The organism is Modestobacter sp. SYSU DS0904, assembly GCF_054051115.1.
In genome coordinates this window covers 50,527-71,811 of the sequence record NZ_JBJHAQ010000019.1, presented here as the reverse complement: position 1 = coordinate 71,811, position 21,285 = coordinate 50,527, and the positions used below count along the sequence as shown (strand labels likewise).

The 21,285-nt window shown below is 74.6% G+C and carries 20 protein-coding genes; 14 read left to right on the top strand and 6 right to left on the bottom strand.

The window, feature by feature from the left end:
- Nucleotides 1-107: 107 nt before the first annotated feature.
- The 4 genes from guaB (at nucleotide 108) to ACI79U_RS13550 (ending at nucleotide 5,494) form a co-directional block, all read left to right on the top strand.
- Nucleotides 108-1,643: an IMP dehydrogenase gene (gene guaB / locus ACI79U_RS13565; protein ID WP_457063776.1), complete on the top strand. Its 1,536-nt coding sequence runs from the start codon at nucleotides 108-110 to the stop codon at nucleotides 1,641-1,643.
- A gap of 4 nt (nucleotides 1,644-1,647) precedes the next feature.
- Nucleotides 1,648-2,820 (top strand): GuaB3 family IMP dehydrogenase-related protein, encoded by a 1,173-nt coding sequence (locus tag ACI79U_RS13560; RefSeq protein ID WP_457063774.1) that lies wholly within the window; start codon nucleotides 1,648-1,650, stop codon nucleotides 2,818-2,820.
- A 6-nt stretch (nucleotides 2,821-2,826) separates the two neighbouring features.
- Nucleotides 2,827-4,395, top strand: coding sequence for a glutamine-hydrolyzing GMP synthase (gene guaA, locus ACI79U_RS13555; RefSeq protein ID WP_457063772.1), 1,569 nt, complete (start codon nucleotides 2,827-2,829; stop codon nucleotides 4,393-4,395).
- Nucleotides 4,396-4,471: 76 nt separating this feature from the next.
- Nucleotides 4,472-5,494, top strand: coding sequence for a sodium:calcium antiporter (locus tag ACI79U_RS13550; RefSeq protein WP_457063770.1), 1,023 nt, complete (start codon nucleotides 4,472-4,474; stop codon nucleotides 5,492-5,494).
- 50 nt (nucleotides 5,495-5,544) lie between these two features.
- Here ACI79U_RS13550 and ACI79U_RS13545 read toward each other — a convergent pair whose 3' ends face one another.
- Both ACI79U_RS13545 and ACI79U_RS13540 read right to left on the bottom strand, forming a co-directional pair.
- Nucleotides 5,545-5,808: a hypothetical protein gene (locus ACI79U_RS13545; protein ID WP_457063768.1), complete on the bottom strand. Its 264-nt coding sequence runs from the start codon at nucleotides 5,806-5,808 to the stop codon at nucleotides 5,545-5,547.
- A complete protein-coding gene (locus tag ACI79U_RS13540) occupies nucleotides 5,801-6,739 on the bottom strand; it encodes a PspC domain-containing protein (RefSeq protein WP_457063766.1) in 939 nt (312 codons plus the stop codon). The genes ACI79U_RS13545 and ACI79U_RS13540 overlap by 8 nt, the downstream gene beginning before the upstream one ends.
- Before the next feature lie 132 nt (nucleotides 6,740-6,871).
- Here ACI79U_RS13540 and ACI79U_RS13535 point away from each other — a divergent pair, with 132 nt between their 5' ends.
- A complete protein-coding gene (locus ACI79U_RS13535; protein ID WP_457063764.1) occupies nucleotides 6,872-8,083 on the top strand; it encodes an ATP-binding protein in 1,212 nt (403 codons plus the stop codon).
- On the top strand, nucleotides 8,080-8,751 hold the full coding sequence (locus ACI79U_RS13530) for a response regulator (protein WP_457063762.1): 672 nt from the start codon (nucleotides 8,080-8,082) through the stop codon (nucleotides 8,749-8,751). Before ACI79U_RS13535 ends, ACI79U_RS13530 begins: the two co-directional genes overlap by 4 nt.
- A 77-nt stretch (nucleotides 8,752-8,828) precedes the next feature.
- Here the strand turns inward: ACI79U_RS13530 and ACI79U_RS13525 are convergent, their stop codons facing one another.
- On the bottom strand, nucleotides 8,829-9,563 hold the full coding sequence (locus ACI79U_RS13525; RefSeq protein ID WP_457064235.1) for a PIG-L deacetylase family protein: 735 nt from the start codon (nucleotides 9,561-9,563) through the stop codon (nucleotides 8,829-8,831).
- 75 nt (nucleotides 9,564-9,638) lie between these two features.
- Nucleotides 9,639-9,929 carry a chorismate mutase gene (locus tag ACI79U_RS13520; protein ID WP_457063760.1) on the bottom strand — a complete coding sequence of 97 codons (291 nt, stop codon included), beginning with the start codon at nucleotides 9,927-9,929 and terminating at the stop codon, nucleotides 9,639-9,641.
- 287 nt (nucleotides 9,930-10,216) lie between these two features.
- Here ACI79U_RS13520 and pcrA point away from each other — a divergent pair, with 287 nt between their 5' ends.
- Together pcrA and ACI79U_RS13510 are read left to right on the top strand one after the other, a co-directional pair.
- On the top strand, nucleotides 10,217-12,508 hold the full coding sequence (gene pcrA / locus ACI79U_RS13515; RefSeq protein ID WP_457063758.1) for a DNA helicase PcrA: 2,292 nt from the start codon (nucleotides 10,217-10,219) through the stop codon (nucleotides 12,506-12,508).
- 2 nt (nucleotides 12,509-12,510) lie between these two features.
- A complete protein-coding gene (locus ACI79U_RS13510) occupies nucleotides 12,511-13,146 on the top strand; it encodes a class I SAM-dependent methyltransferase (protein ID WP_457063756.1) in 636 nt (211 codons plus the stop codon).
- A gap of 18 nt (nucleotides 13,147-13,164) precedes the next feature.
- Here ACI79U_RS13510 and ACI79U_RS13505 read toward each other — a convergent pair whose 3' ends face one another.
- Nucleotides 13,165-14,076 (bottom strand): M23 family metallopeptidase, encoded by a 912-nt coding sequence (locus tag ACI79U_RS13505; RefSeq protein ID WP_457063754.1) that lies wholly within the window; start codon nucleotides 14,074-14,076, stop codon nucleotides 13,165-13,167.
- A gap of 237 nt (nucleotides 14,077-14,313) precedes the next feature.
- Nucleotides 14,314-15,225, bottom strand: coding sequence for an esterase/lipase family protein (locus ACI79U_RS13500; protein WP_457063752.1), 912 nt, complete (start codon nucleotides 15,223-15,225; stop codon nucleotides 14,314-14,316).
- 151 nt (nucleotides 15,226-15,376) lie between these two features.
- On the opposite strand from ACI79U_RS13500, the gene ACI79U_RS13495 reads away from it, so the two are divergent.
- From ACI79U_RS13495 to ACI79U_RS13470, 6 genes are all read left to right on the top strand, one after another.
- Entirely contained in the window at nucleotides 15,377-16,423 is a 1,047-nt protein-coding gene (locus ACI79U_RS13495; RefSeq protein WP_457063750.1) for a hypothetical protein, read from the top strand.
- A 76-nt stretch (nucleotides 16,424-16,499) separates the two neighbouring features.
- Nucleotides 16,500-16,910: a cobalamin B12-binding domain-containing protein gene (locus ACI79U_RS13490; RefSeq protein ID WP_457063748.1), complete on the top strand. Its 411-nt coding sequence runs from the start codon at nucleotides 16,500-16,502 to the stop codon at nucleotides 16,908-16,910.
- 86 nt (nucleotides 16,911-16,996) lie between these two features.
- Nucleotides 16,997-18,160 (top strand): ADP-forming succinate--CoA ligase subunit beta, encoded by a 1,164-nt coding sequence (gene sucC, locus ACI79U_RS13485; protein WP_457063746.1) that lies wholly within the window; start codon nucleotides 16,997-16,999, stop codon nucleotides 18,158-18,160.
- A gap of 30 nt (nucleotides 18,161-18,190) precedes the next feature.
- The gene (sucD, locus tag ACI79U_RS13480) at nucleotides 18,191-19,069 is read left to right on the top strand and encodes a succinate--CoA ligase subunit alpha (RefSeq protein WP_457063744.1); all 879 of its coding nucleotides are present in this window, start codon (nucleotides 18,191-18,193) and stop codon (nucleotides 19,067-19,069) included.
- Between the two features lie 115 nt (nucleotides 19,070-19,184).
- Nucleotides 19,185-20,012 carry a hypothetical protein gene (locus ACI79U_RS13475; protein WP_457063741.1) on the top strand — a complete coding sequence of 276 codons (828 nt, stop codon included), beginning with the start codon at nucleotides 19,185-19,187 and terminating at the stop codon, nucleotides 20,010-20,012.
- A gap of 74 nt (nucleotides 20,013-20,086) precedes the next feature.
- Nucleotides 20,087-21,280 carry a cell division protein PerM gene (locus ACI79U_RS13470; RefSeq protein ID WP_457063738.1) on the top strand — a complete coding sequence of 398 codons (1,194 nt, stop codon included), beginning with the start codon at nucleotides 20,087-20,089 and terminating at the stop codon, nucleotides 21,278-21,280.
- The last annotated feature ends 5 nt before the right edge of the window (nucleotides 21,281-21,285 follow it).

The following is a 21,285-nucleotide window of genomic DNA, read 5'->3' as shown; positions in this document are numbered from 1 at the left end:
ACCACGGTAACGGGGGAACGGCGCCCCTGGGGCGCCGCCTACGATCGACGTGGTCCCCTTGCGCCGTCGGCGGCGCTCCACCACCAACTCCGAGAGGGTGGCGACACGTGCAGCCCGATGCGCATGGTCTCGACGAGCACCGTCCCGAACTGCCGGCCAAGTTCGCCCCGCTGGGGCTGACCTACGACGACGTCCTCCTCGTTCCCGGGGCCTCGGACATCGTCCCCACCGACGTCGACACGAGCACCCGGCTGACGCGCGGCATCCGGCTGGCCATCCCGCTGGTCTCCTCCGCGATGGACACCGTCACCGAGTCGCGGATGGCGATCGCCATGGCCCGCGCGGGGGGCATCGGCGTCCTGCACCGCAACCTCGCCGCCGAGGACCAGGCCGGTCAGGTCGACCTGGTGAAGCGGTCCGAGGCCGGCATGGTCACCAATCCCGTCACCTGCTCCCCGGACAACACCCTGGCCGAGGTCGACGCGCTGTCGGGCCGGTACCGGATCTCCGGTGCGCCCGTGGTCGACGCCGGCGGCGTGCTCGTCGGCATGGTCACCAACCGGGACATGCGCTTCGAGACCGACCAGACCCGGCTGGTCCGGGACGTGATGACGCCGCTGCCGCTGGTCACCGCGCCGGTGGGCGTCGACCCGGAGCGGGCGCTGGCGCTGCTCAAGCAGCACAAGATCGAGAAGCTGCCGCTGGTGGACGACGCCGGCCGGCTGCGCGGGCTGATCACCGTCAAGGACTTCGTCAAGCGCGACCAGTACCCCCACGCCACCAAGGACGCCGGCGGCCGGCTGACCGTGGGTGCCGCCCTGGGTGTGGGCGAGGACGCCTACAAGCGCGCCGGGCTGCTCGTGGACGCCGGGGTCGACGTGCTCGTCGTCGACACCGCCCACGGCCACCAGCGGGCCGTGCTGGAGATGGTCGCCCGGGTCAAGAAGGACTTCGCCCACGTGGGCCACGGCGTGCAGGTCGTCGGCGGCAACATCGCCACCCGGGCCGGCGCGCAGGCGCTGATCGACGCCGGGGTCGACGCGGTCAAGGTCGGCGTGGGCCCGGGCTCGATCTGCACCACCCGGGTCGTGGCCGGGGTCGGCGTCCCGCAGATCACCGCCATCTACGAGGCGGCGCTCGCGGCCCGCCCGGCCGGGGTCCCGGTCATCGCCGACGGCGGGCTGCAGTACTCCGGTGACATCGCCAAGGCCCTCGTCGCCGGTGCCGACACGGTGATGATCGGCGGCCTGTTCGCCGGGGTCGAGGAGGCGCCGGGCGAGCTGGTCTTCATGAACGGCAAGCAGTACAAGACCTACCGCGGCATGGGGAGCCTCGGCGCGATGCAGAAGCGGGGCAACCAGTCCTTCAGCCGCGACCGGTACTTCGCCGACGACGTCCTCTCCGACGACAAGCTCGTCCCCGAGGGCATCGAGGGTCAGGTGCCCTACCGTGGGCCGCTGTCCGGGGTCGCCCACCAGCTGGTCGGCGGGCTCCGCGCGGGCATGGGCTACGCCGGTGCGGCCACCATCGCCGACCTGCAGGAGCGCGGCCAGCTGACCCGGATCACCTCCGCCGGGCTGACCGAGAGCCACCCGCACGACATCCAGATGACTGTCGAAGCACCGAACTACCGGGGACGCTGACCGAATGCCCGTACGCGACAACGTCGAGATCGGCCTGAACCGCTTCGCCCGCCGGGGCTACGACCTGGACGAGGTGTCGATCGTCCCCTCGCGGCGCACCCGCGACCACGACGACGTCTCCACCGCCTGGCAGATCGACGCCTTCCGGTTCGAGATGCCGCTGATCACCAGCCCCAGCGACGCGGTGGTCAGCCCGGCCACCGCGATCGCGATCGGCCAGGCCGGCGGGCTCGGGGTGCTCAACGCCGAGGGCCTGTGGACCCGCTACGACGACCCGACCGACGTCTACCGCCGGCTGCGTGACGCCGCCGGCCCGGACAGCGGGCCGCCGACCGCGCTGCTGCAGGAGGTCTACGCCGAGCCGGTGAAGCCCGACCTGATCACCAGCCGGGTCAAGGAGCTGCGCGACTCGGGCGTGACGACGGCGATCCGGGTCTCCCCGCAGCACACCGCGCGGCTGGCGCCCACGATCCTCGCCGCCGGGGTCGACCTGCTGGTCATCCAGGGCACGATCGTCTCCGCCGAGCACGTGACGACGGCGGGGGAGGCGCTGAACCTCAAGGAGTTCATCGCCGACCTCGACGTCCCGGTGATCGTCGGTGGCGCGGCCGACTACCAGACCGCGCTGCACCTGATGCGCACCGGCGCCGCCGGCGTGATCGTCGGCGTCGGGGCCGACAGCTGGTCCACCGCGGACGCCGTGATGGGCATCCGGGTGCCGCTGGCCAGCGCCATCGCCGACGCCGCCGCCGCCCGCCGCGACTACCTCGACGAGACCGGCGGCCGGTACGTGCACGTCATCGCCAACGGCCGGATCGAGACCAGTGGCGCGATCGCCCGGGCCCTGGCCTGCGGCGCCGACGCCGTCCAGCTGGGCGAGCCGCTGCGCGCCGCCAGCGAGGCCCCCGCCGGCGGCGTGTGGTGGGACTCCGTCGCCGCGCACCCGCGGCTGCCCCGTGGCGGCACCTCCGGCGCCGCGGAGCCGCGCGGCACGCTGGAGCAGCTGCTGCTCGGGCCGGCGGAGGCCGCCGACGGGCGGACCAACCTCTTCGGCGCGCTGCGGCGCACGATGGCCAAGACCGGTTACCGCGACCTCAAGGAGTTCCAGCGGGTCGACCTGGTCCTCGGCGGCGGTGGCGGCGAGAGCCCCGTCGGCCCCGGCCACCTGGTGGGCTGAGCCGGCATGGTCATGGACTTCCCGACCGTCCTGGTCGTCGACTTCGGGGCCCAGTACGCACAGCTGATCGCCCGCCGGATCCGGGAGGCCGGGGTCTACTCCGAGCTCGTCGGCTCCGACGTCCCGGTCGAGGAGCTGCTGGCCCGCAAGCCGGCGGCGATCGTGCTGTCCGGCGGGCCCTCCAGCGTCTACGCCGAGGGCGCGCCGCAGATCGACCCGGCGCTGTTCGAGGCCGGCGTGCCGGCCTTCGGCATCTGCTACGGCTTCCAGGCGATGGCCGCCAGCCTGGGCGGCACCGTCGCCCGCACCGGTGACCGCGAGTACGGCGGCACTCCGCTCACCGTGACCACGCCCGGGCGGCTGTTCGGCGCCATGCCGAACGAGCAGTCGGTGTGGATGAGCCACGGCGACGCGGTGAGCGCGGCCCCGCCCGGGTTCACCGTCACCGCCACCTCCACCGGCGCCCCGGTGGCGGCGTTCGAGGACGTCGACCGCCGGCTCGCCGGGGTGCAGTTCCACCCCGAGGTGAAGAACACCCCGCACGGGCAGACGGTGCTCGAGCACTTCCTGTTCGACATCGCCGGCCTGGAGCCGAGCTGGACGATGGCGAACGTCGTCGACGAGCAGGTCACCGCGATCCGGGAGCAGATCGGCGACCGGCGGGCCATCTGCGGCCTGTCCGGCGGGGTCGACTCCGCGGTGGCGGCGGCGCTGGTGCAGCGCGCCATCGGGGAGAAGCTCACCTGCGTCTACGTCGACCACGGCCTGATGCGCGAGGGCGAGACCGAGCAGATCGAGCGGGACTTCGTCGCCGTCACCGGCGCCGACCTGCGGGTGGTCGACGCCAGCGAGCAGTTCCTCACCGCGCTGGCCGGGGTCAGCGACCCGGAGACGAAGCGGAAGATCATCGGCCGGGAGTTCATCCGGGTCTTCGAGCAGGCCGCGCTCGACGTGATCGCCGACGCGAAGGAGCACGGGGAGTCCGTCGACTTCCTGGTGCAGGGCACGCTCTACCCGGACGTCGTGGAGTCCGGCGGCGGCACCGGGACGGCGAACATCAAGAGCCACCACAACGTCGGCGGGCTGCCGGAGGACCTCACCTTCACCCTGGTCGAGCCGCTGCGCACGCTGTTCAAGGACGAGGTGCGCGAGGTGGGGCGCCAGCTCGGCCTGCCCGACACCCTGGTGCAGCGCCAGCCGTTCCCCGGCCCGGGCCTGGGCATCCGGATCATCGGCGAGGTGACCCGGGAGCGCCTCGACGTGCTCCGGCAGGCCGACGCGATCGCCCGGGCGGAGCTGACCGCCGCGCACCTGGACACCGAGATCTGGCAGTGCCCGGTGGTGCTGCTCGCCGACGTCCGTTCCGTGGGCGTGCAGGGCGACGGGCGCACCTACGGCCACCCGGTGGTGCTGCGCCCGGTCTCCAGCGAGGACGCGATGACCGCCGACTGGACCCGGCTGCCCTACGACGTGCTGGCGAGGATCTCCACCCGGATCACCAACGAGGTCGCCGAGGTGAACCGGGTCGTGCTCGACGTGACGAGCAAGCCGCCGGGCACCATCGAGTGGGAGTAGCCGCCCGACTGGCGGCGCCCGGGCGCCCATGATCAGGTTGTCGGCGATCTGATCGCCGACACCTGGAGGTCCCCGAGTGACCACCGGAACGTGGCCGCTCGTGCCGAGCCTGATCGCCCTGGTCGCCATGGCCGTGGTGATCGTGTTCGCCGGGGTCCGGCTGACCCGCGCCGCGGACGAGCTCGCGGACCGCACCGGGCTCGGCGACGCCATCGGCGGCGCCCTCCTGCTCGGCGCCGTCACCTCGCTGCCGGGGAACGTCACCGTCCTCACCGGCGCCCTGGAAGGGGACGCCGGCTTCGCGCTGGCGAACCCGATCGGCGGCATCGCGCTGCAGACCGTCTGGCTGGCGGTCGCCGACCTGGTGTACCGCCGGGCGAACCTCGAGCACGCGGCGGCGTCGCTGGAGAACGTGATGCAGTCGGTGATCCTCATGGCGATGCTGTCGCTGCCGGTGATCGCCTACTCGACCCCCCAGCTGACGCTGGGCTGGATCCACCCGGTGACGCTGCTCATCCCCCTCCTCTACGCGTACGGGCTGCGGCTGCTGCGCCGGATGCACGACCACCCGATGTGGGTGCCCACCCACACGTCGGCGACGGCGGACGAGGACGAGGACGAGGAGGGCTCCGACCGGTCGACCCGCCGGCTGTGGGCCACCCTCGCCGGGCTGGGCCTGCTCGTCGGGGTGGCCGGCTGGATCGTCGGGCAGGCGGGGCTCGGCGTGGCGGCGGGCACCGGCCTCGAGGGCGGGATCATCGGGTTCACGCTGACCACCGCCGTCAGCTCGCTGCCCGAGCTGGTCGTGCTGGTCACCGCGGTGCGGATGGGCCAGCTGACCCTCGGGGTGGGCAACATCGTCGGGGGCAACGTCTTCGACATGCTGATGATCGCCGTCGCCGACATCGGCTACCTGAACGGCTCGCTGTACCGGGACGCCGGCTCGACCAGCCTGGTGCTGCTCGGCGGGACCATGCTGGTGATCGCCGTGCTCACCGCCGGACTGGTGATGCGCGACCGGAAGGGCATCGGGTTCGAGGGGTTTCTGATACCGGTGATCTACGTCGGGACGGTGTCCCTGGCGGTGGTCAGCCGATGACGGAGGGCCCGGGGAGCGATCGCTCCCCGGGCCCTGGGCGCCGCGACGCCTCAGCTCCGGCGGCGGGCCCGCCGCAGCTCGTTGGCCAGCAACGCCAGCCCGGCGCCGATCAGCAGCACCCAGGAGAAGCCGTGGGAGAACCACTCCACCGGCAGGTCCACCCCGGCCATCAGCAGCACGGCGAGCCCGATGAACAGGACGCCGGCCACCAGCGCGGTGGAGTCGACGTCCCGGCGGGGCGGGGGGTCGGTGGGGGACAGCCCGCCGGGGAAGACCTCGGTCACCTGCCGGCCGTAGGGGTCGTGCTCAGCCACGGGACACCTCCACATCGCCCAGACCGGAGTTGATGGTGATCTCGAACTCCGGGTCGGAGTCCCCGGACCAGTCGGCCGTGCCCCGGCCGGGGAAGAAGCCGCTCTCCACGCTGTCGCCGAACAGGTCGGTCTCGCCGATCCCCTGCACGACCTCCAGTCGCACGTCTGCGGACGAGGGCACGATCACCCTGATGTCGCCGAGCCCGGAGTCGATCCGGGTGGTGATCGGGGAGTCCAGGTCGTCGAGGTCACCCAGGTCGACGCCGCGCAGGTCCAGCAGCACGTCACCGACCCCGTTCTCGTAGTCCGACTGCACCGCGGCCGCCGACACCGGGCGCCAGGTGCGGTCGCCCATGCCGCCGGGTGGGACGTCGACCGCCGAGGCGATGGCCAGCGCCGCGGCCAGCAGCAGCCCGAGGGTGATCAGCCCGCCCTTGGCGCCGCGGCCGACCCCGGTGAGCGCACCGACCACCAGCCCGACGCCGACGACCAGCAGGGCGCTGCCCAGGAACCCGCGGGCCCCGAGGTCCAGGTCGGTGAACCGGGTGACCAGCACGCCGATCCCGAGGACGATCAGCAGGGCGGCGACGGTGACCCCCGGCACCGGGGACCGGGGACCGGACGGCGGGCGCGGGGCCGGCTCACCGGGCTGCACGGCCGGTGCCGCGGGCATGAGCAGCCAGAGCAGCACGTAGATCACGATCCCGCTGCCGCCGGCGAGGGTGAGCGCGATCGCGCCGACCCGCCAGAGCAGGGCGTCGACGCCGGTGTACTCGGCCAGGCCGCCGGCGACGCCGCCGATCACCTTGTCGGTCTGGCTGCGGCGTAGCTGCGGGCGGGCCGCCGGGCCCGGCTGCGGCGGCGGGGGCCAGGAGCCCGGCGGCGGCTCGGCCGCGGGCGGCGGTGCCGAGGGCGGGAGTGCTGAGGTCATGGCACCAGCCTGGCGACTCCGACGTCCCGGGGGTATCGGGGAACCCCCTGGACCGACCCTGAACGGCGCCGACCCCCGCACTCCGGGTGATCACCGGTGTGCCGGCGAGGCGGACGGTGACACGATCGGTGGGTGACCACCAGCGCCGCGCCGACCGCCCGGGCCCCGGTGGGCCGCGGCGCCCGGCCGCCGCTCGCGCGCCCGGCCTCGGGCCGGCTGCTCGCCGGGGTCGCGGCGGGCACGGCCGCGCACCTGCGACTGGACCCGATGGTCGTCCGGGTGGTCATGGTCGGGCTGGCCTTCACCGGGGTCGGCGTCGTCGCCTACGCACTGCTGTGGCTCACCATGCCGGTCGCCGAGCCGTCCGAGGACGGCGCCCCGGACGTGGTGGTCGGGCAGCGGCCCAGCCGACGGCAGCTGATCCTGCTCGCACTGCTGTCCTTCGCCGCCTTCGGCCTGGTGTCCCAGCTGCTCACCTTCGGCGGCTACGACGTCGTCCTGCCGCTCGTCCTGGCCGGGATCGGCCTGGCGGTGATCTGGCGGCAGACCGACACCGACGCCTCGCTGTCCCGGCGCACCGGCCGCTGGGGACTGGCCGCCGGCGTCGTCGTGGGCGTGGTCGGGGTGGTGCTGCTGCTGGCCACCACCGGCCAGCTGGCCAACGCCCGCAACGGCTTCACCGCCACCGTGGTGATCCTGGTCGGGCTGGTCCTGGCGACCGCCCCCCTGTGGCGGCGGCTGCTCGACCAGCGGGCAGCCGAGCGCGCGGCCCGGATCCGCTCGGAGGAGCGGGCCGCGGTCGCCGCCCACCTGCACGACTCGGTGCTGCAGACCCTGGCGCTCATCCAGCGGCACGCGGCGGACCCCGCGGTGGTCGGCCGGCTGGCCCGCAGCCAGGAACGGGAGCTGCGGGCCTGGCTGTACGAGCCGACCGTGGTCACCGGCGGCACCTGGGCCGGGCTGGTCGCCCGCCTGGTCGCCGAGGTCGAGGCCGACCACGCCGTCGCGGTGGACCCCGTGGTCGTCGGCGACCTGCCGGTCGACGACGCGGTCGCCACGCTGGGCCAGGCCACGAAGGAGGCGGTGGTGAACGCCGCCAAGCACTCCGGGGCGGACCGGATCTCGCTCTACACCGAGGTGACGCCGGCGACGGTCACGGTGTTCGTCCGCGACCGGGGCACCGGCTTCGACCCGGCCGCGGTGCCCTGGGACCGTCGGGGCCTGCGCGACTCGGTGGTGGGCCGGCTGGCCCGGCTCAACGGAACGGCGACGGTGCGTTCGGCACCAGGAGAGGGGACCGAGGTGGAGCTCTGCCTCCCGCGCGAGGCGGGGGTGCCCGCATGACCGCGCCGACGCCGGTCCGGGTCTTCCTGGTCGACGACCACGCCATGGTCCGGGCCGGTGTCCGCACCGAGCTCGGCGACGAGGTGCAGGTCGTGGGGGAGGCCGCCGACGTCCCCACCGCGATCGCCGGCATCCGCGCCGCCGCGCCCGACGTCGTCCTGCTCGACGTGCACCTGCCCGGTGGCAACGGGCAGGCGGTGCTCGAGGCGCTGCGAGCCGAGCTGCCGCAGACCCGCTGGCTGGCGCTGTCGGTCTCCGACGCCGCCGAGGACGTCATCGCGGTCATCCGTGCCGGCGCCCGCGGATACGTGACCAAGACCATCTCCGGCGCCGAGCTCCGGGACGCCGTGCGCCGGGTCGCCGAGGACGACGTCGTGTTCAGCCCCCGGCTGGCCGGCTTCGTGCTCGACGCCTTCGCCGCCGGCGGCGCCGTCGCGGTCCCCGCCACCGAGGACCCGGCCACCGATCCGGGGCTGGACCTGCTGTCGGTCCGGGAACGGGAGGTCATGCAGCTGCTGGCCCGTGGCTACACCTACCGGGAGATCGGCCAGCGGCTGTTCATCTCGGTCAAGACCGTCGAGTCGCACGCCTCCAACGTGCTGCGCAAGCTGCAGCTGTCCAACCGCAACGAGCTCACCCGCTGGGCGGCGACCAACCGCCTGCTCTGACTCGGCGATCCTCCGGACCGCACCGCGGCCGGGCACCGTCCCGGCCGGGTCGCCGCACGACCCGGTAGGACAGCGGATCAGGCGGTGTGCACCACCTGGAACGCTTCGGCGAGGCGGCCCTGGGGCAGGCCGTGGGTCTGGGCGTTCTGCCGCATCCAGGCGGTGAGGAACTCCTCGAGCTGGCCCTCGGGCCAGTGGGAGACCTGGCTGACGTGCGAGCGCAGCGCGGCCAGCTTGCGGTCGAGCACGTCGGTGACGTCGACGGCGTGGTCCGAGCGCGGGCCGCCACCCAGCCACACCTCGGACACCGTCCAGGCATCCAGGCCCTCGTCGGCGAGCAGCTCGGGGAAGGCGAAGGGGTTGCGGGCGTCGGGGTAGACCGCGCGCAGCGTCGACTCACCGACGGTCATGTGGTCGGGGTGGCTGGCGCCGATCCGCTCCCAGAAGCGCTCGGGCGAGCTGGTCAGCACCCGCTGCGGGCGGACCTGGCGGATCACCCGGCTGATGTCCCGGCGCAGCTCCAGGGTGGGCTCGAGCCGCCCGTCGGGGTACCCGAGGAACCGCACGTCGCTGACCCCGACCGCGGCGGCAGCGGCGGTCTGCTCCTCCCGGCGCAGCGGCCCCATCCGGTCCCGGGGGGTGTCGTCGAAGCCGCCGGCGTCCCCGTCGGTGACCATGCAGTAGGTCACCTCGGTGCCCGCCGCCGTCCACGTGGCGACGGTCCCGGCGCTGCCGAAGTCGACGTCGTCGGGGTGGGCCAGCACGCACAGCGCGCGCTCGACGTGCTCGGCAGGGGCGGTGGGCAGCGGCATCACGCCCCGCACCTTATGGCCCCGTCCGGAGGCTCGCCCCGAGCGTGCGAGGGGGGAGAGGGACGGGGTCCTTCCTCACAGTCGGCCGCGGCCCTGGCGGAGCAGCATCATCCCGAGCGCGGCGCCGTCCGGGCCGAGCGCGTTCCGGAAGCGGGCGAGCACCCGCTGCTCGCGGGACAGCGACAGCCGCATGCCGCCCGACGCGGTGCGGAGCGCGCCGATCTCCTGCGCGACCGACAGCCGGCGCTGCACCAGCTCGATGATCTGCGCGTCGCAGGCGTCGATCTCGGCGCGCAGCGCGTCGATGCGCTCGGCCGGGTCGGCGTCGTGCTCGGCGGCGACGCTGGGGGAGAGGGTGGTGCTCATCGGTTCCTCCGGGGCGGGTGGGAGCCGTCGGACCCGGAGAGACGGAAAACGCCCCGGGGCCTCAGGCCCGGGGCGTCGTGTGCGGTGGCTGATCAGCCAGCGAGTACGGACACCGGGACCCGGTGGCCGTAGTAAAACTCGCGATGCATCAGCACGCCGAGAAGTGTGCCACACATCCCAGCGGCGCGGCCAGGCCACGCCGCCCCCCCATGCCGCCCCCGGGACCGTCCCCGGGCGACACGCGGGCCCCCGGCGCTGTCGGTGCCCCGGCTTAGAGTGGCCGGGTCATGAGCAGCCCGCAGATCTCCCTCCCCGGCACCGCCGCCCTCGCGCGCTCCACCCCCGGCCAGACCGGTCGGGAGCTCGACCGGATGCTCGCCGGCCTGAACGGCCCGCAGCGCGACGCCGTGGTCCACGAGGGCAGCCCGCTGCTCATCGTCGCCGGGGCCGGTTCGGGGAAGACCCGGGTGCTCACCCACCGGATCGCCTACCTGCTCGGCGCCCGGGGGGTGCAGCCCGGTGAGATCATGGCGATCACCTTCACCAACAAGGCCGCCGGGGAGATGAAGGAGCGCGTCGCCGCCCTCGTCGGGCCCCGCGCGCGGGCGATGTGGGTGTCGACCTTCCACTCGATGTGCGTGCGCATCCTGCGCGCCGAGGCCGCGAAGCTCGGCATGAAGAGCTCGTTCACCATCTACGACCAGGGCGACTCGGTGCGCCTGATGACGATGGTCGCCCGCGACCTCGACCTCGACGCCAAGCGGTATCCCGGGCGGAGCCTGGCCAACCAGGTGTCGAACCTGAAGAACGAGCTGGTCGACGAGGAGTCCTTCAGCCCCCAGACGGCGCCGGAGAAGGTGCTCAAGGAGGCGTACACGCTCTACCAGCGGCGCCTGCGCGAGGCGCACGCGATGGACTTCGACGACCTGATCATGACCACCGTCCACCTCCTGCAGGCGTTCCCGGACGTCGCCGAGCACTACCGGCGCCGGTTCCGGCACGTGCTGGTCGACGAGTACCAGGACACCAACCACGCCCAGTACATGCTGGTGCGGGAGCTGGCCGGGGGGCCCGGCGGGCCGGTGCCCCAGGCCGAGCTGTGCGTGGTCGGTGACGCCGACCAGTCGATCTACGCCTTCCGCGGCGCCACGATCCGCAACATCGACGAGTTCGAGCGTGACTACCCCGACGCGACGACGATCGTGCTGGAGCAGAACTACCGCTCCACGCAGCGCATCCTCCGGGCCGCCAACACGGTGATCGCCAAGAACACCGCGCGCCGGCCGAAGAACCTGTGGTCCGACGCCGGCGACGGCGAGCTGATCTCCGGCTACGTCGCCGAGAACGAGCACGACGAGGCGGCCTGGGTCGCCGAGCAGATCGACGCGCTCACCGACGAGGGCAAGGCCCGGCCGGCCGACATCGCGATCTTCTACCGCACCAACAACGCCTCCCGGGTGTTCGAGGAGGTGTTCATCCGGGTCGGCATGCCCTACAAGGTCGTCGGCGGGGTGCGCTTCTACGAGCGCAAGGAGGTCCGGGACGCGCTGGCCTACCTCAAGCTCGTCGCCAACCCGGCCGACGTGGTGAGCCTGCGCCGGATCATCAACGTGCCCAAGCGCGGGATCGGCGACAAGGCCGAGTCCTGCGTCGAGCAGTTCGCCGACCGCGAGCGGATCGCCTTCGGCAGCGCGCTGCGCCGCTGCGCGGAGATCACCACGCTCGCCCCGCGCTCGCTCAAGGCGCTGCAGGAGTTCGTCGCGCTGCTGGAGGAGTTCGAGCAGCTGGTCGAGACCGGCTCGGGGCCGGCCGCGCTGCTGGAGAGCATCCTCGACCGCACCGGCTACCTGGCCGAGCTGTCGGCCAGCACCGACCCGCAGGACGAGGGGCGGGTCGACAACCTCAACGAGCTCATCTCGGTGGCCGCCGAGTTCGAGGCGGCCTCGCCCGGCGGCACCGTCACCGACTTCCTGGAGCAGGTCTCCCTCGTCGCCGACGCCGACCAGATCCCGGTGACCGGCGACGACGCCGGCGTGGTCACCCTGATGACCCTGCACACCGCCAAGGGGCTGGAGTTCCCGGTGGTCTTCCTCACCGGCCTCGAGGACGGCGTCTTCCCGCACCTGCGGGCCCTCGGCGACCCCAAGGAGCTGGAGGAGGAGCGGCGGCTGGCCTACGTCGGCATCACCCGGGCGCAGCAGCGGCTGTTCCTCTCCCGGGCCACCGTCCGCACCAACTGGGGTCAGCCGGCCTACAACCCACCGTCCCGGTTCCTCGACGAACTGCCCGCCGACACCGTGCAGTGGACCAATCCGCAGCCGGCGCCGTCCGCCCCGCTCTCGTCGGCCCAGCAGCGGGTCGCCGCGACCGGGCTGTCCACCGGCGGGCTGCGCGGCGGCGCGGGCAACCGTGCCGTGATCAGCGTCGACGTCGGTGACCGGGTCAGCCACGACGCCTTCGGGCTGGGCACCGTGGTGGAGGTCAACGGCGCCGGGGACAAGGCGCAGGCGACGGTCGACTTCGGCTCCGGCGGCACCAAGCGCCTCGTGCTGCGCTACGCCCCGCTCGTCAAGCTGTAGGGATGAGCGACGGCCCGGTCGGCGAACGGGAAGGGCGCCTCGCCGCCTGGTACGACCGGGACGCGGCCCGGCGGAACGCCCGGCCGATCGACCCCGAGCGGGTCCGCCGGCGGCAGGAGTTCACCGCACTGCTGCTGGCCGAGGGGCGGCAGCGGGTGCTCGAGGTGGGCACCGGACCGGGCCGCGACGCGGTCGCCCTCACCGAGGCCGGGCTCAGCGTGTCCGGCGTCGACCTGTCGGCCGAGCACGTCGCGCTGTGCCGGGCGGCGGGCATCGACGCGCACGTGGCCCCGGTGCGTGCCCTGCCCTTCGCCGACGCGAGCCTGGATGCGGGCTGGACGATGAGCACGCTGCTGCACGTCCCCGACGCCGAGCTCGACCAGGCGCTGGGCGAGATCCGCCGCGTGCTACGCCCGGGCGCCCCGCTCGCCGTCGGCGTCTGGTGCGGGGACGACGTGGAGGGGCCGTTCACCTTCCACGCGTCGGACCCGCCGCGCTTCTTCAGCCTCCGGTCGTCCGGGCGGTTGGTCGAGCTGCTGAGCAGGCACGGTGAGGTGGAGCGGTCGGAGACGTGGCGCGCCGGTGACCGGCGGGACGGCCGCTACCAGTGGCTGGTGCTGCGCCTGCCGGGGGCCTGAGCCGGCCCCGACCCGGTCTCAGCGGACCGACAGCCCCCGCGCGGCGAGCCACGCCTCCGGGTCGGCGGGCTTGCCGTTCATCCCGCCGGCGTGGATCTCGTAGTGCAGGTGGGGGCCGGTCGACTGGCCCTGGTTGCCGACCTTCGCGATCTGCTCGCCGGCGGAGACGACGTCCCCGGCCTGGACGTCGTAGTAGCGCATGTGCCCGTAGATGTGCACGTTGCCGTCGGCGTCCTGGATGTAGACCGCGTTGCCGTAGCCCGACGCCGGGCCGGCGCGCAGCACCACGCCGTCGGCGGCCGAGTAGATCGGGGTGCCCAGCGGTGCGGCCAGGTCCAGGCCCCAGTGCATGGTGCCCCAGCGCATGCAGAAGCAGGTGGTCAGCCGGCCGGTGGTGGGGACGACGAAGTCGGGCTCGCGGGCGGCGCGGGACGCGGCGATCTCGCCCAGTCGCGCGGCGGCCTCGGCCTGGCTGATCTCGCCGCGGGCGGCGGCGACGTCGATCCCGCCGGCGTAGCTGACGTCCTCGACGCCCAGCCCGTAGTCCTGGCCCGACGCCAGTGGTGCGGTGTCGGTGGCGCCGCCCAGCAGCGCCGCCCCCAGGGCTCCGGCGACGGCGACGGCGAGCAGCGCCGGGGCGCGACGGCCCGGCGGCCGGAGGCGGGCGGGCGTCGGGCGGGGTGCCCGGGGGCCGCGGAGGCGCAGGCGCCCGCGCCGGCGGGGCGGCGTGTCGTCCCCGTCGTCGGCGGGCTCGTCCCCGGAGTCGTCGGCCGCGGCGGCGGCCAGCTCGGCGTCCAGTTCGTCGTCGAGCTCGGCCCAGCCCTCGTCCCAGTCGGCGTCGTCCGCCCAGCCGACCCAGCCGCCCTCGGTGCTCGGGTCGGCGTCGTGGGCGGACCGGGTCCTGCCCACGAGCTCACGCAGTCGGGTCAACGGGCACCTTCCGGGGGCGACATCCCGCGAGGAGCCGGGGTGCCTGGCGGGCGCCGGCCGCCGGGGAGGGCGACCGGGCTGCGCACGGTCTGTGCGACGACGTCTCCGGGGGAATCCCATCGATGTCATTCCGGACGCTAACGACGGCACCGAGGCCGGACAACGACCTGACAGCACGTGTCGCGACACTGTGCATTGCGTGACGACACACGCCACACGTGACCCAGGGGTGGTGCGTCAGGCGGCGATGGCCGGACCGGCAGGCGTGGCGCCCCGGTGCCCGGCGAGCGTGGCGGCCACCTCGTCGACGACGCCGCGGTGGATCGGCAGCGACATGTGCCCGACCCCGCGGACCAGCACGTTGCGGACCTGCAGGTCAGGGTGCTCGCACCGGCCGGCGGCGGAGGGGACGACGACCTGGTCGAGGTCGCTGTAGACCGCGGTCACGGGGGTGCGGCACCCCGGCGCGGGCCGGGCCAGCTCCTGCAGCAGTGGCGACCCGGGCCGGAGCTGGCGGATCAGCGGCGTCGGCAGCGCGCGGGCCCACCGCGAGCCACCGTGCGGGGTGCCGAGGGTGACCAGCGACTCCACCCGGGCATCGCCGCCGAGCCGCTGGACCAGGTAGCGGGCGACCAGCCCGCCCAGGCTGTGCCCGACCACGTGCACCCGGTCGTGCCCGGTCTCGCTGCACACCCGTTCGACGTGCTGGCCCAGCGCCTCCGCCGCGGCGGCCACGTCGCGCACCAGCGGGCTGTAGTTCCACGAGCCCACCTGGGCGAAGCCGCGCCGCCGGAGGCTGCGCCGCATCACCGCGAACACCGACCGGTTGTCGACCAGCCCGTGCACCAGCACGACCGGGATCCGCGCGGCCAGCGGGTCGTCGGCGAACAGCGCGCGCACCGCCGGGGGCTGGGTGCCCGGCCGGTACCGGCCGTCGGCCCGGACCGGTTCGGTGCGGGCGCCGAGCGGGTAGAGCAGGGCGTGGGCGCCGACCCAGGCCAGCTCGGTCAGGCCGCCGGTGAGCGCGGTCGGGCTGACCAGCCACCGCAGCCCGGCGCGGGTCGACGTCGCCGGGTCCGGGACGTCGGTGCCGGCTCCGGTCGGACCGGCGTGCCACGCTGAGGGGGAGGGCAGCTCGGTGGGGTGCACCCTGATCTCCCTCCGCCGTCCCGGCCCGGCGCCGGGGGCGCCGCGTGCACTCGTGGTGTGCTCGGTTCGCGCACCGTAATGCCCCCGTGTGCCGAACGTCACACAACTGCCATGTGACACGACCGACCCAAGTGACCTCCGAGGGGGAACAGTGCCCGCCCGCGACCGCGCGCCCGCCCGTTCCAGGGCCGGCCGGCCGAACGCCCGCCGGGCGGCCGGCGGTGCCGCCCGACCTGCCCGGCGGCCGGCCGGGCGCGCCACCGGCGACCCGCTGGTCGTCGGGACGGTCCCCGTGCCCGCCCGGGTCGCCGGGGTGCTCCTCGCGCTCGCCGGCCTGGTCGGCGCCGTGAGCGTCTTCCCCACCTACCTGACGGTCGGCGGGACGGCGATCAACGTCGTCACCGGCCCCCTCGATGCCCTGGTGGCGCTGCTCGGCCCGGTGGTGGCCGTGCTGGTCGGGGTGGTGCTGGCGCTGGGCCGGGTGCCGCGCCTCGGGCTGGCCTACGCCTCGGTGAGCGGGTCGCTGGCGATCGGCCGGCTGCTCATCGAGCTGCACCAGGGGCACGGCTCCACCGCCCGCCCCGCGATCGAGGTGCTGGCCGGCGAGCGGGTGCTCACCAGCTCCGTGGAGACCGGCGCGGGGTGGGTGCTCGGCGTCGTCTCGCTGGGTCTGACCGTGCTCGCCGGTGCGGTGGCCCTGGTCGCGTGGGGACGCACCGTCATGGAGGACGCCGGCACGCTGGACCCGGTGCGGCCCGTGCTGGCCGGCGCGGCGGTGGTGCTCGGCGTCGGCGCGGTGCTCTGCCTGGCGCTGCCCGCCGCCGACGTCCCGGACCGCGTGGTGACCGACCCGGTGACCGGGCTGGAGACGGTGGTGACCGTCGAAGGACCGCAGGCGCTGCTGGAGCGGCCCGGGCTCGCGCTGCTCGGCGGGCTGCTGCTCGCCGGTGCCCTGCTGCTGTGCTCCGTGACCGCCCCGTCGCTGCGCCCCCGGCTGGGCGCGGTCGGCGGCCTGCTGGCGCTGACCGTGTTCGTCCTGACCACCGCGCTGGCCGGGATGCGGGACGCCGCGCGCAGCCCGGAGGTCGAGTGGACCGTGCCCGGGATGGGCCTGCTGCTGGTCGGCCTGGGCTTCGCCGGGCTGACCGTCGTCGCCTCGCGGTGGCGGGCCGGCACGGCGGCCCCCGCGGAGCAGTGACGGCGGAGTGATGACGTCCGAGTGGTGACGTCGGGGGAGTGACGCAGCACACGTCGGGGGGCCTAGAGTCCACGGCGTGACGAGCGAGCGCATCCGGGTGGTGATCGCCAAGCCCGGCCTGGACGGGCACGACCGCGGTGCCAAGGTGGTGGCCCGCGCGCTGCGCGACGCCGGCATGGAGGTCGTCTACACCGGGCTGCACCAGACCCCGGAGCAGATCGTGGAGACCGTCGTCCAGGAGGACGCCGACGCCGTCGGCCTCTCGGTGCTCTCCGGCGCGCACCTCACGCTCTTCGCCCGGCTCGCCGAACTGCTGCGCGAGCGGGACGTCGACGACGTCGTCGTGTTCGGCGGCGGGATCATCCCGGAGGCCGACCTGTCGGAGCTGGCCCGCCTGGGGGTGGCCCGGGTCTTCACCCCGGGCGCCGACACCCAGGAGATCGTCAGCTGGGTGCGCGAGCACGTCGGCGCCCCGGCCGGGGCCTGACCGCGGACACTCGATCGGGGTGATGCGCCGCACTCGCGGCCGGGTGCGTGAGCGGCCGCCGGAGCGGCGGTCTACGGTGCTTGCTCGTGGATCTCTTCGAGTACCAGGCCCGTGACCTGTTGGCCTCGCACGGCGTCCCCGTGCTCCCCGGCGGCGTAGCCGAGACACCTGAGCAGGCCGAGGCGATCGCCCGCGAGATCGCGGCGCCGGTCGTGGTCAAGGCCCAGGTGAAGGTCGGCGGCCGGGGCAAGGCGGGTGGCGTCAAGCTCGCCGACGACCCCGAGACGGCCAGGGCGCGCGCCCAGGACATCCTCGGGCTGGACATCAAGGGCCACATCACCCACCGCGTGATGGTCGCCCAGGCCAGCGACATCGCCGAGGAGTACTACTTCTCCTACCTCCTCGACCGGTCCAACCGCACCTTCCTGGCGATGGCCTCGAAGGAGGGCGGCATGGAGATCGAGCAGCTCGCCGTCGAGCGCCCCGAGGCGCTGGCCCGCGTGCCCGTCGACGCCTCCGTCGGCGTCGACGCGCAGAAGGCCGCCGAGATCGTCGACGCCGCCGGCTTCCCCGCCGAGGTGCGCGACCAGGTCATCGCCATCGCGGTGCAGCTGTGGGACGTCTTCAGCAAGGAGGACGCCACGCTGGTCGAGATCAACCCGCTGGCCAAGGCGCCCGACGGCACGGTCCTCGCGCTGGACGCCAAGGTGACCCTCGACGAGAACGCCGGCTTCCGGCACCCCGCGCACGAGGCGCTCGAGGACGCCGCCTCCGCCGACCCGCTGGAGGCCGCGGCCAAGGCCAAGGACCTCAACTACGTCAAGCTCGAGGGCGAGGTCGGCATCATCGGCAACGGCGCCGGCCTGGTCATGAGCACCCTGGACGTCGTCGCCTACGCCGGTGAGGAGTTCGGCGGCGTCCGCCCGGCGAACTTCCTGGACATCGGTGGCGGTGCCTCGGCCGACGTCATGGCCAACGGGCTGGGCATCATCCTCTCCGACCCGGCCGTGAAGAGCGTCTTCGTCAACGTGTTCGGCGGGATCACCGCCTGCGACGCCGTCGCCAACGGCATCGTCGCAGCCCTCGGCCAGCTCGGCGACGAGGCCAGCAAGCCGCTGGTCGTCCGGCTCGACGGCAACAACGTGGAGGAGGGCCGGCGGATCCTCGCCGACGCCAACCACCCGCTGGTGACCGTGGTGGACACGATGGACGGCGCCGCCCGCCGGGCCGCCGAGCTCGCCGCCCTCTGACCGCCCCCGCCTGAACAGGACCCCGCAGAGATGTCGATCTTCCTCACCGAGAACAGCAAGGTCATCGTCCAGGGCATGACCGGTTCCGAGGGGCGCAAGCACACCCAGCGCATGCTCGCCTCCGGCACCGCCATCGTCGGTGGCGTCAACCCGAAGAAGGCCGGCGAGTCCGTCGACTTCGACGGTGCCAGCGTCCCCGTCTTCGGCTCCGTCGCCGACGCCATGAAGGAGACCGGCGCCGACGTCAGCGTCATCTTCGTGCCGCCGGCCGGGGCCAAGGGCGCCGTCATCGAGGCCGTCGACGCCCAGATCGGGCTCGCCGTCGTGATCACCGAGGGCATCCCGGTGCACGACTCGACCTACTTCTGGGCCCACGCCCAGGGCGGCACCACCCGGATCATCGGCCCCAACTGCCCGGGCCTGATCAGCCCCGGGCGGTCCAACGCCGGGATCATCCCCGCGAACATCACCAAGGCCGGCAAGATCGGCCTGGTCAGCAAGAGCGGCACGCTGACCTACCAGATGATGTACGAGCTGCGCGACATCGGCTTCTCCACCGCCGTGGGCATCGGCGGTGACCCGGTCATCGGCACCACCCACATCGACTGCCTCCAGGCGTTCCAGGACGACCCGGAGACCGAGGCGATCGTGATGATCGGCGAGATCGGCGGCGACGCCGAGGAGCGGGCCGCGGACTTCATCAAGGCCAACGTGACCAAGCCGGTCGTCGGCTACGTCGCCGGCTTCACCGCGCCCGAGGGCAAGACGATGGGCCACGCCGGCGCGATCGTCTCCGGCTCGGCCGGCACCGCCCAGGCCAAGCAGGAGGCCCTCGAGGCCGCCGGCGTCCGGGTGGGCAAGACCCCGTCGGAGACCGCGCTGCTGATGCGGGAGATCGTCGGGGGCTGATCGAGGCCCCTCTGCCGCCGCTGCCCGGCACCTCGCCCGAGGTGCCGGGCAGCGGCGTTCCGGGGTGGGGGACGATGCGGGGGACCCCGCCACGCACCCGAGGAGAGCCGCAGCGATGACGTCCAGTGGTCCCGAGCAGCCGCCGGGCGACCCGGCGGCCCCTGCCCCGGAGCCCCGCCGCCGGCCCGGGCTCCGGGTGCTGGGCTGGGCCGACCTCGCCGTCCCGGCCGGGACGCTGCTCTACCTGGTGTTCCTCAGCGTGCCGTGGTTCAGCGTGCCGGGGTACGACCTCGGCTTCGGCTACAGCGCGCCCGGCATGTCGGTCAACGGGTTCCGCTCGCCGTGGCTGACCTTCGCGCTGGTGCTCCTGCTGGCGGCCTCGGTGTGGAGCGTGCTGCCGGCCTTCCGCGAGGTGCGGGTGCCGTTCCCGCGCGGCGTCGTCCCGGCCGGGCTCGCCGCGCTGGCCTTCCTGATCACGCTGACCGAGTGGCTGACCACCTTCGACGTCGGCTTCACGCTGATGGGGCTGCTGGCCTTCCTCACCTCGGCGGCGCTGCTGGTGATCACGATCTCCCGGCTGCTCCCCGAGCTGCGGGCGGCCGGCGCCGCGCCCACCGGGTGGGTCGGCGCTCCCCAGCCGCCGCCCGGCGGCCCGGGTTGGGGGCCGCCGCCGTACGGGCCGCCGGGGTACGGGCCGGCGGGCTACGGCGCGCCGCCGGGGTACGGGCCGGCGGGGTACGGGCCGGCGGGCTACGGGGCGCCGCCGCCGTACGGAACCGCCCCGGCCGCGCAGCCCGGCGGGTACCAGGGACCGCCGGCCTGGACGCCCGCCCCACCCCAGCCGCCGGCACCGCAACCGGGTCCGGCGGGCGGGGAGCCCCCGCCGGAGCCCGGGCACCGTCCGGAGCAGCCCGGCGGGAGCACGGCCGCCGGGACCGGCTGACCGCCGTCGTGTGAGATGGCCTCCCCCGGCGCGTGCGCCGCAGATCCGGTGACGTCGCTTGCGAGAGTGGGGAGGTGACGTCCCTGCTGTCCCGCCTGCCCCTCGGGTCACGCGGCACCGGCGGACGGCGCGGCCCCGCCACCGGCTGGCTCGCGGTGGCCACCGCCCTCGCGGTGCCGGTCACCGGGCTGCTCGGGCTGTGGCTCGCGCTCCTCGTGGTGCAGACCCTCGACCCCGACGGCGGGCTCCCGGTGGGCTTCTCGGCGCGGGTGGCCGGCCAGCTGTGGCTGCTGGCGCAGGGCGCGGCGGTCGAACTCCCCTCCGGGCCGATCCGGATCGCCCCCCTGCTGGTCACCGCGGGCATCGCCTGGGGGCTGGCCCGGGCGGCGGGCTCGGTGGTGGCGGTACGCGAGCTGGACTCGCCCCGGTCGGTCACCGGCGTGCTGGCCGTGGTGGTCGCGGTGCACGTCGGCACGACCGGGCTGGTCACCGCGCTGGTCACCACGCCCGACGCGGCGGTGGGGATGGTCCGGCCGCTGGTGGGCGCGGGCGTGCTGTCGCTGCTCGGCGGCGGCGCGGGGGTGCTGCGCGACTCGCCGCTGGGCGGGGAGCTGCTGGACCGGTTCCCCGGACCGGCCCGGGCCGTGCTGCGCGCCGTCGCGGCCGGCACCCTGGCGCTGGCCGCCGGGTGCGCCGCCGTGCTCGCCGTCGCCCTGGCCTCCGACGTCGACGGCGCCGCCGCCATGGTCACCGGGCTCGGTGGCGCCAGCGCCGGGGCGGCCGGGCTGGCCGGGCTGAGCCTGCTGCTGCTGCCCAACGCCCTCGCCGCGGTCGCCGGGCTGGCCGCAGGACCCGGGTTCGTCGTCGGGTCGGGCACCTTCGTCTCGGTCGGCAGCGTCACCCTCGGGCCGGTGCCCGCCCTGCCGCTGCTGGCCGCGCTGCCCGACACCCAGGCGGTGCCGCTGGTGGCGTTCCTGTCCCAGGCGCTGCCCGCGCTCGCCGGGCTGGTCGCCGGCATCGCGCTGGGGCGCCGGCTGGAGGACGGCGATGGCGGGGCGGTGACCGCCGCGTTGTGGGGCGTCGTCGCCGGGGTCGGCGTCGGCGTCGTCACCGGGCTGTGGGTGTTCGTGGCCGGCGGCGCACTCGGCGACGCCGCCCTGGCCGAGGTCGGCGCGCCCCCGCTGGCCACCGGGCTGGCGGTCGCGGCGCAGGCCGGGATCGCCGCCGTCGTCAGCGCCGCCGTCACCCGCTGGCGTGCCCGTTCCTGACCCGT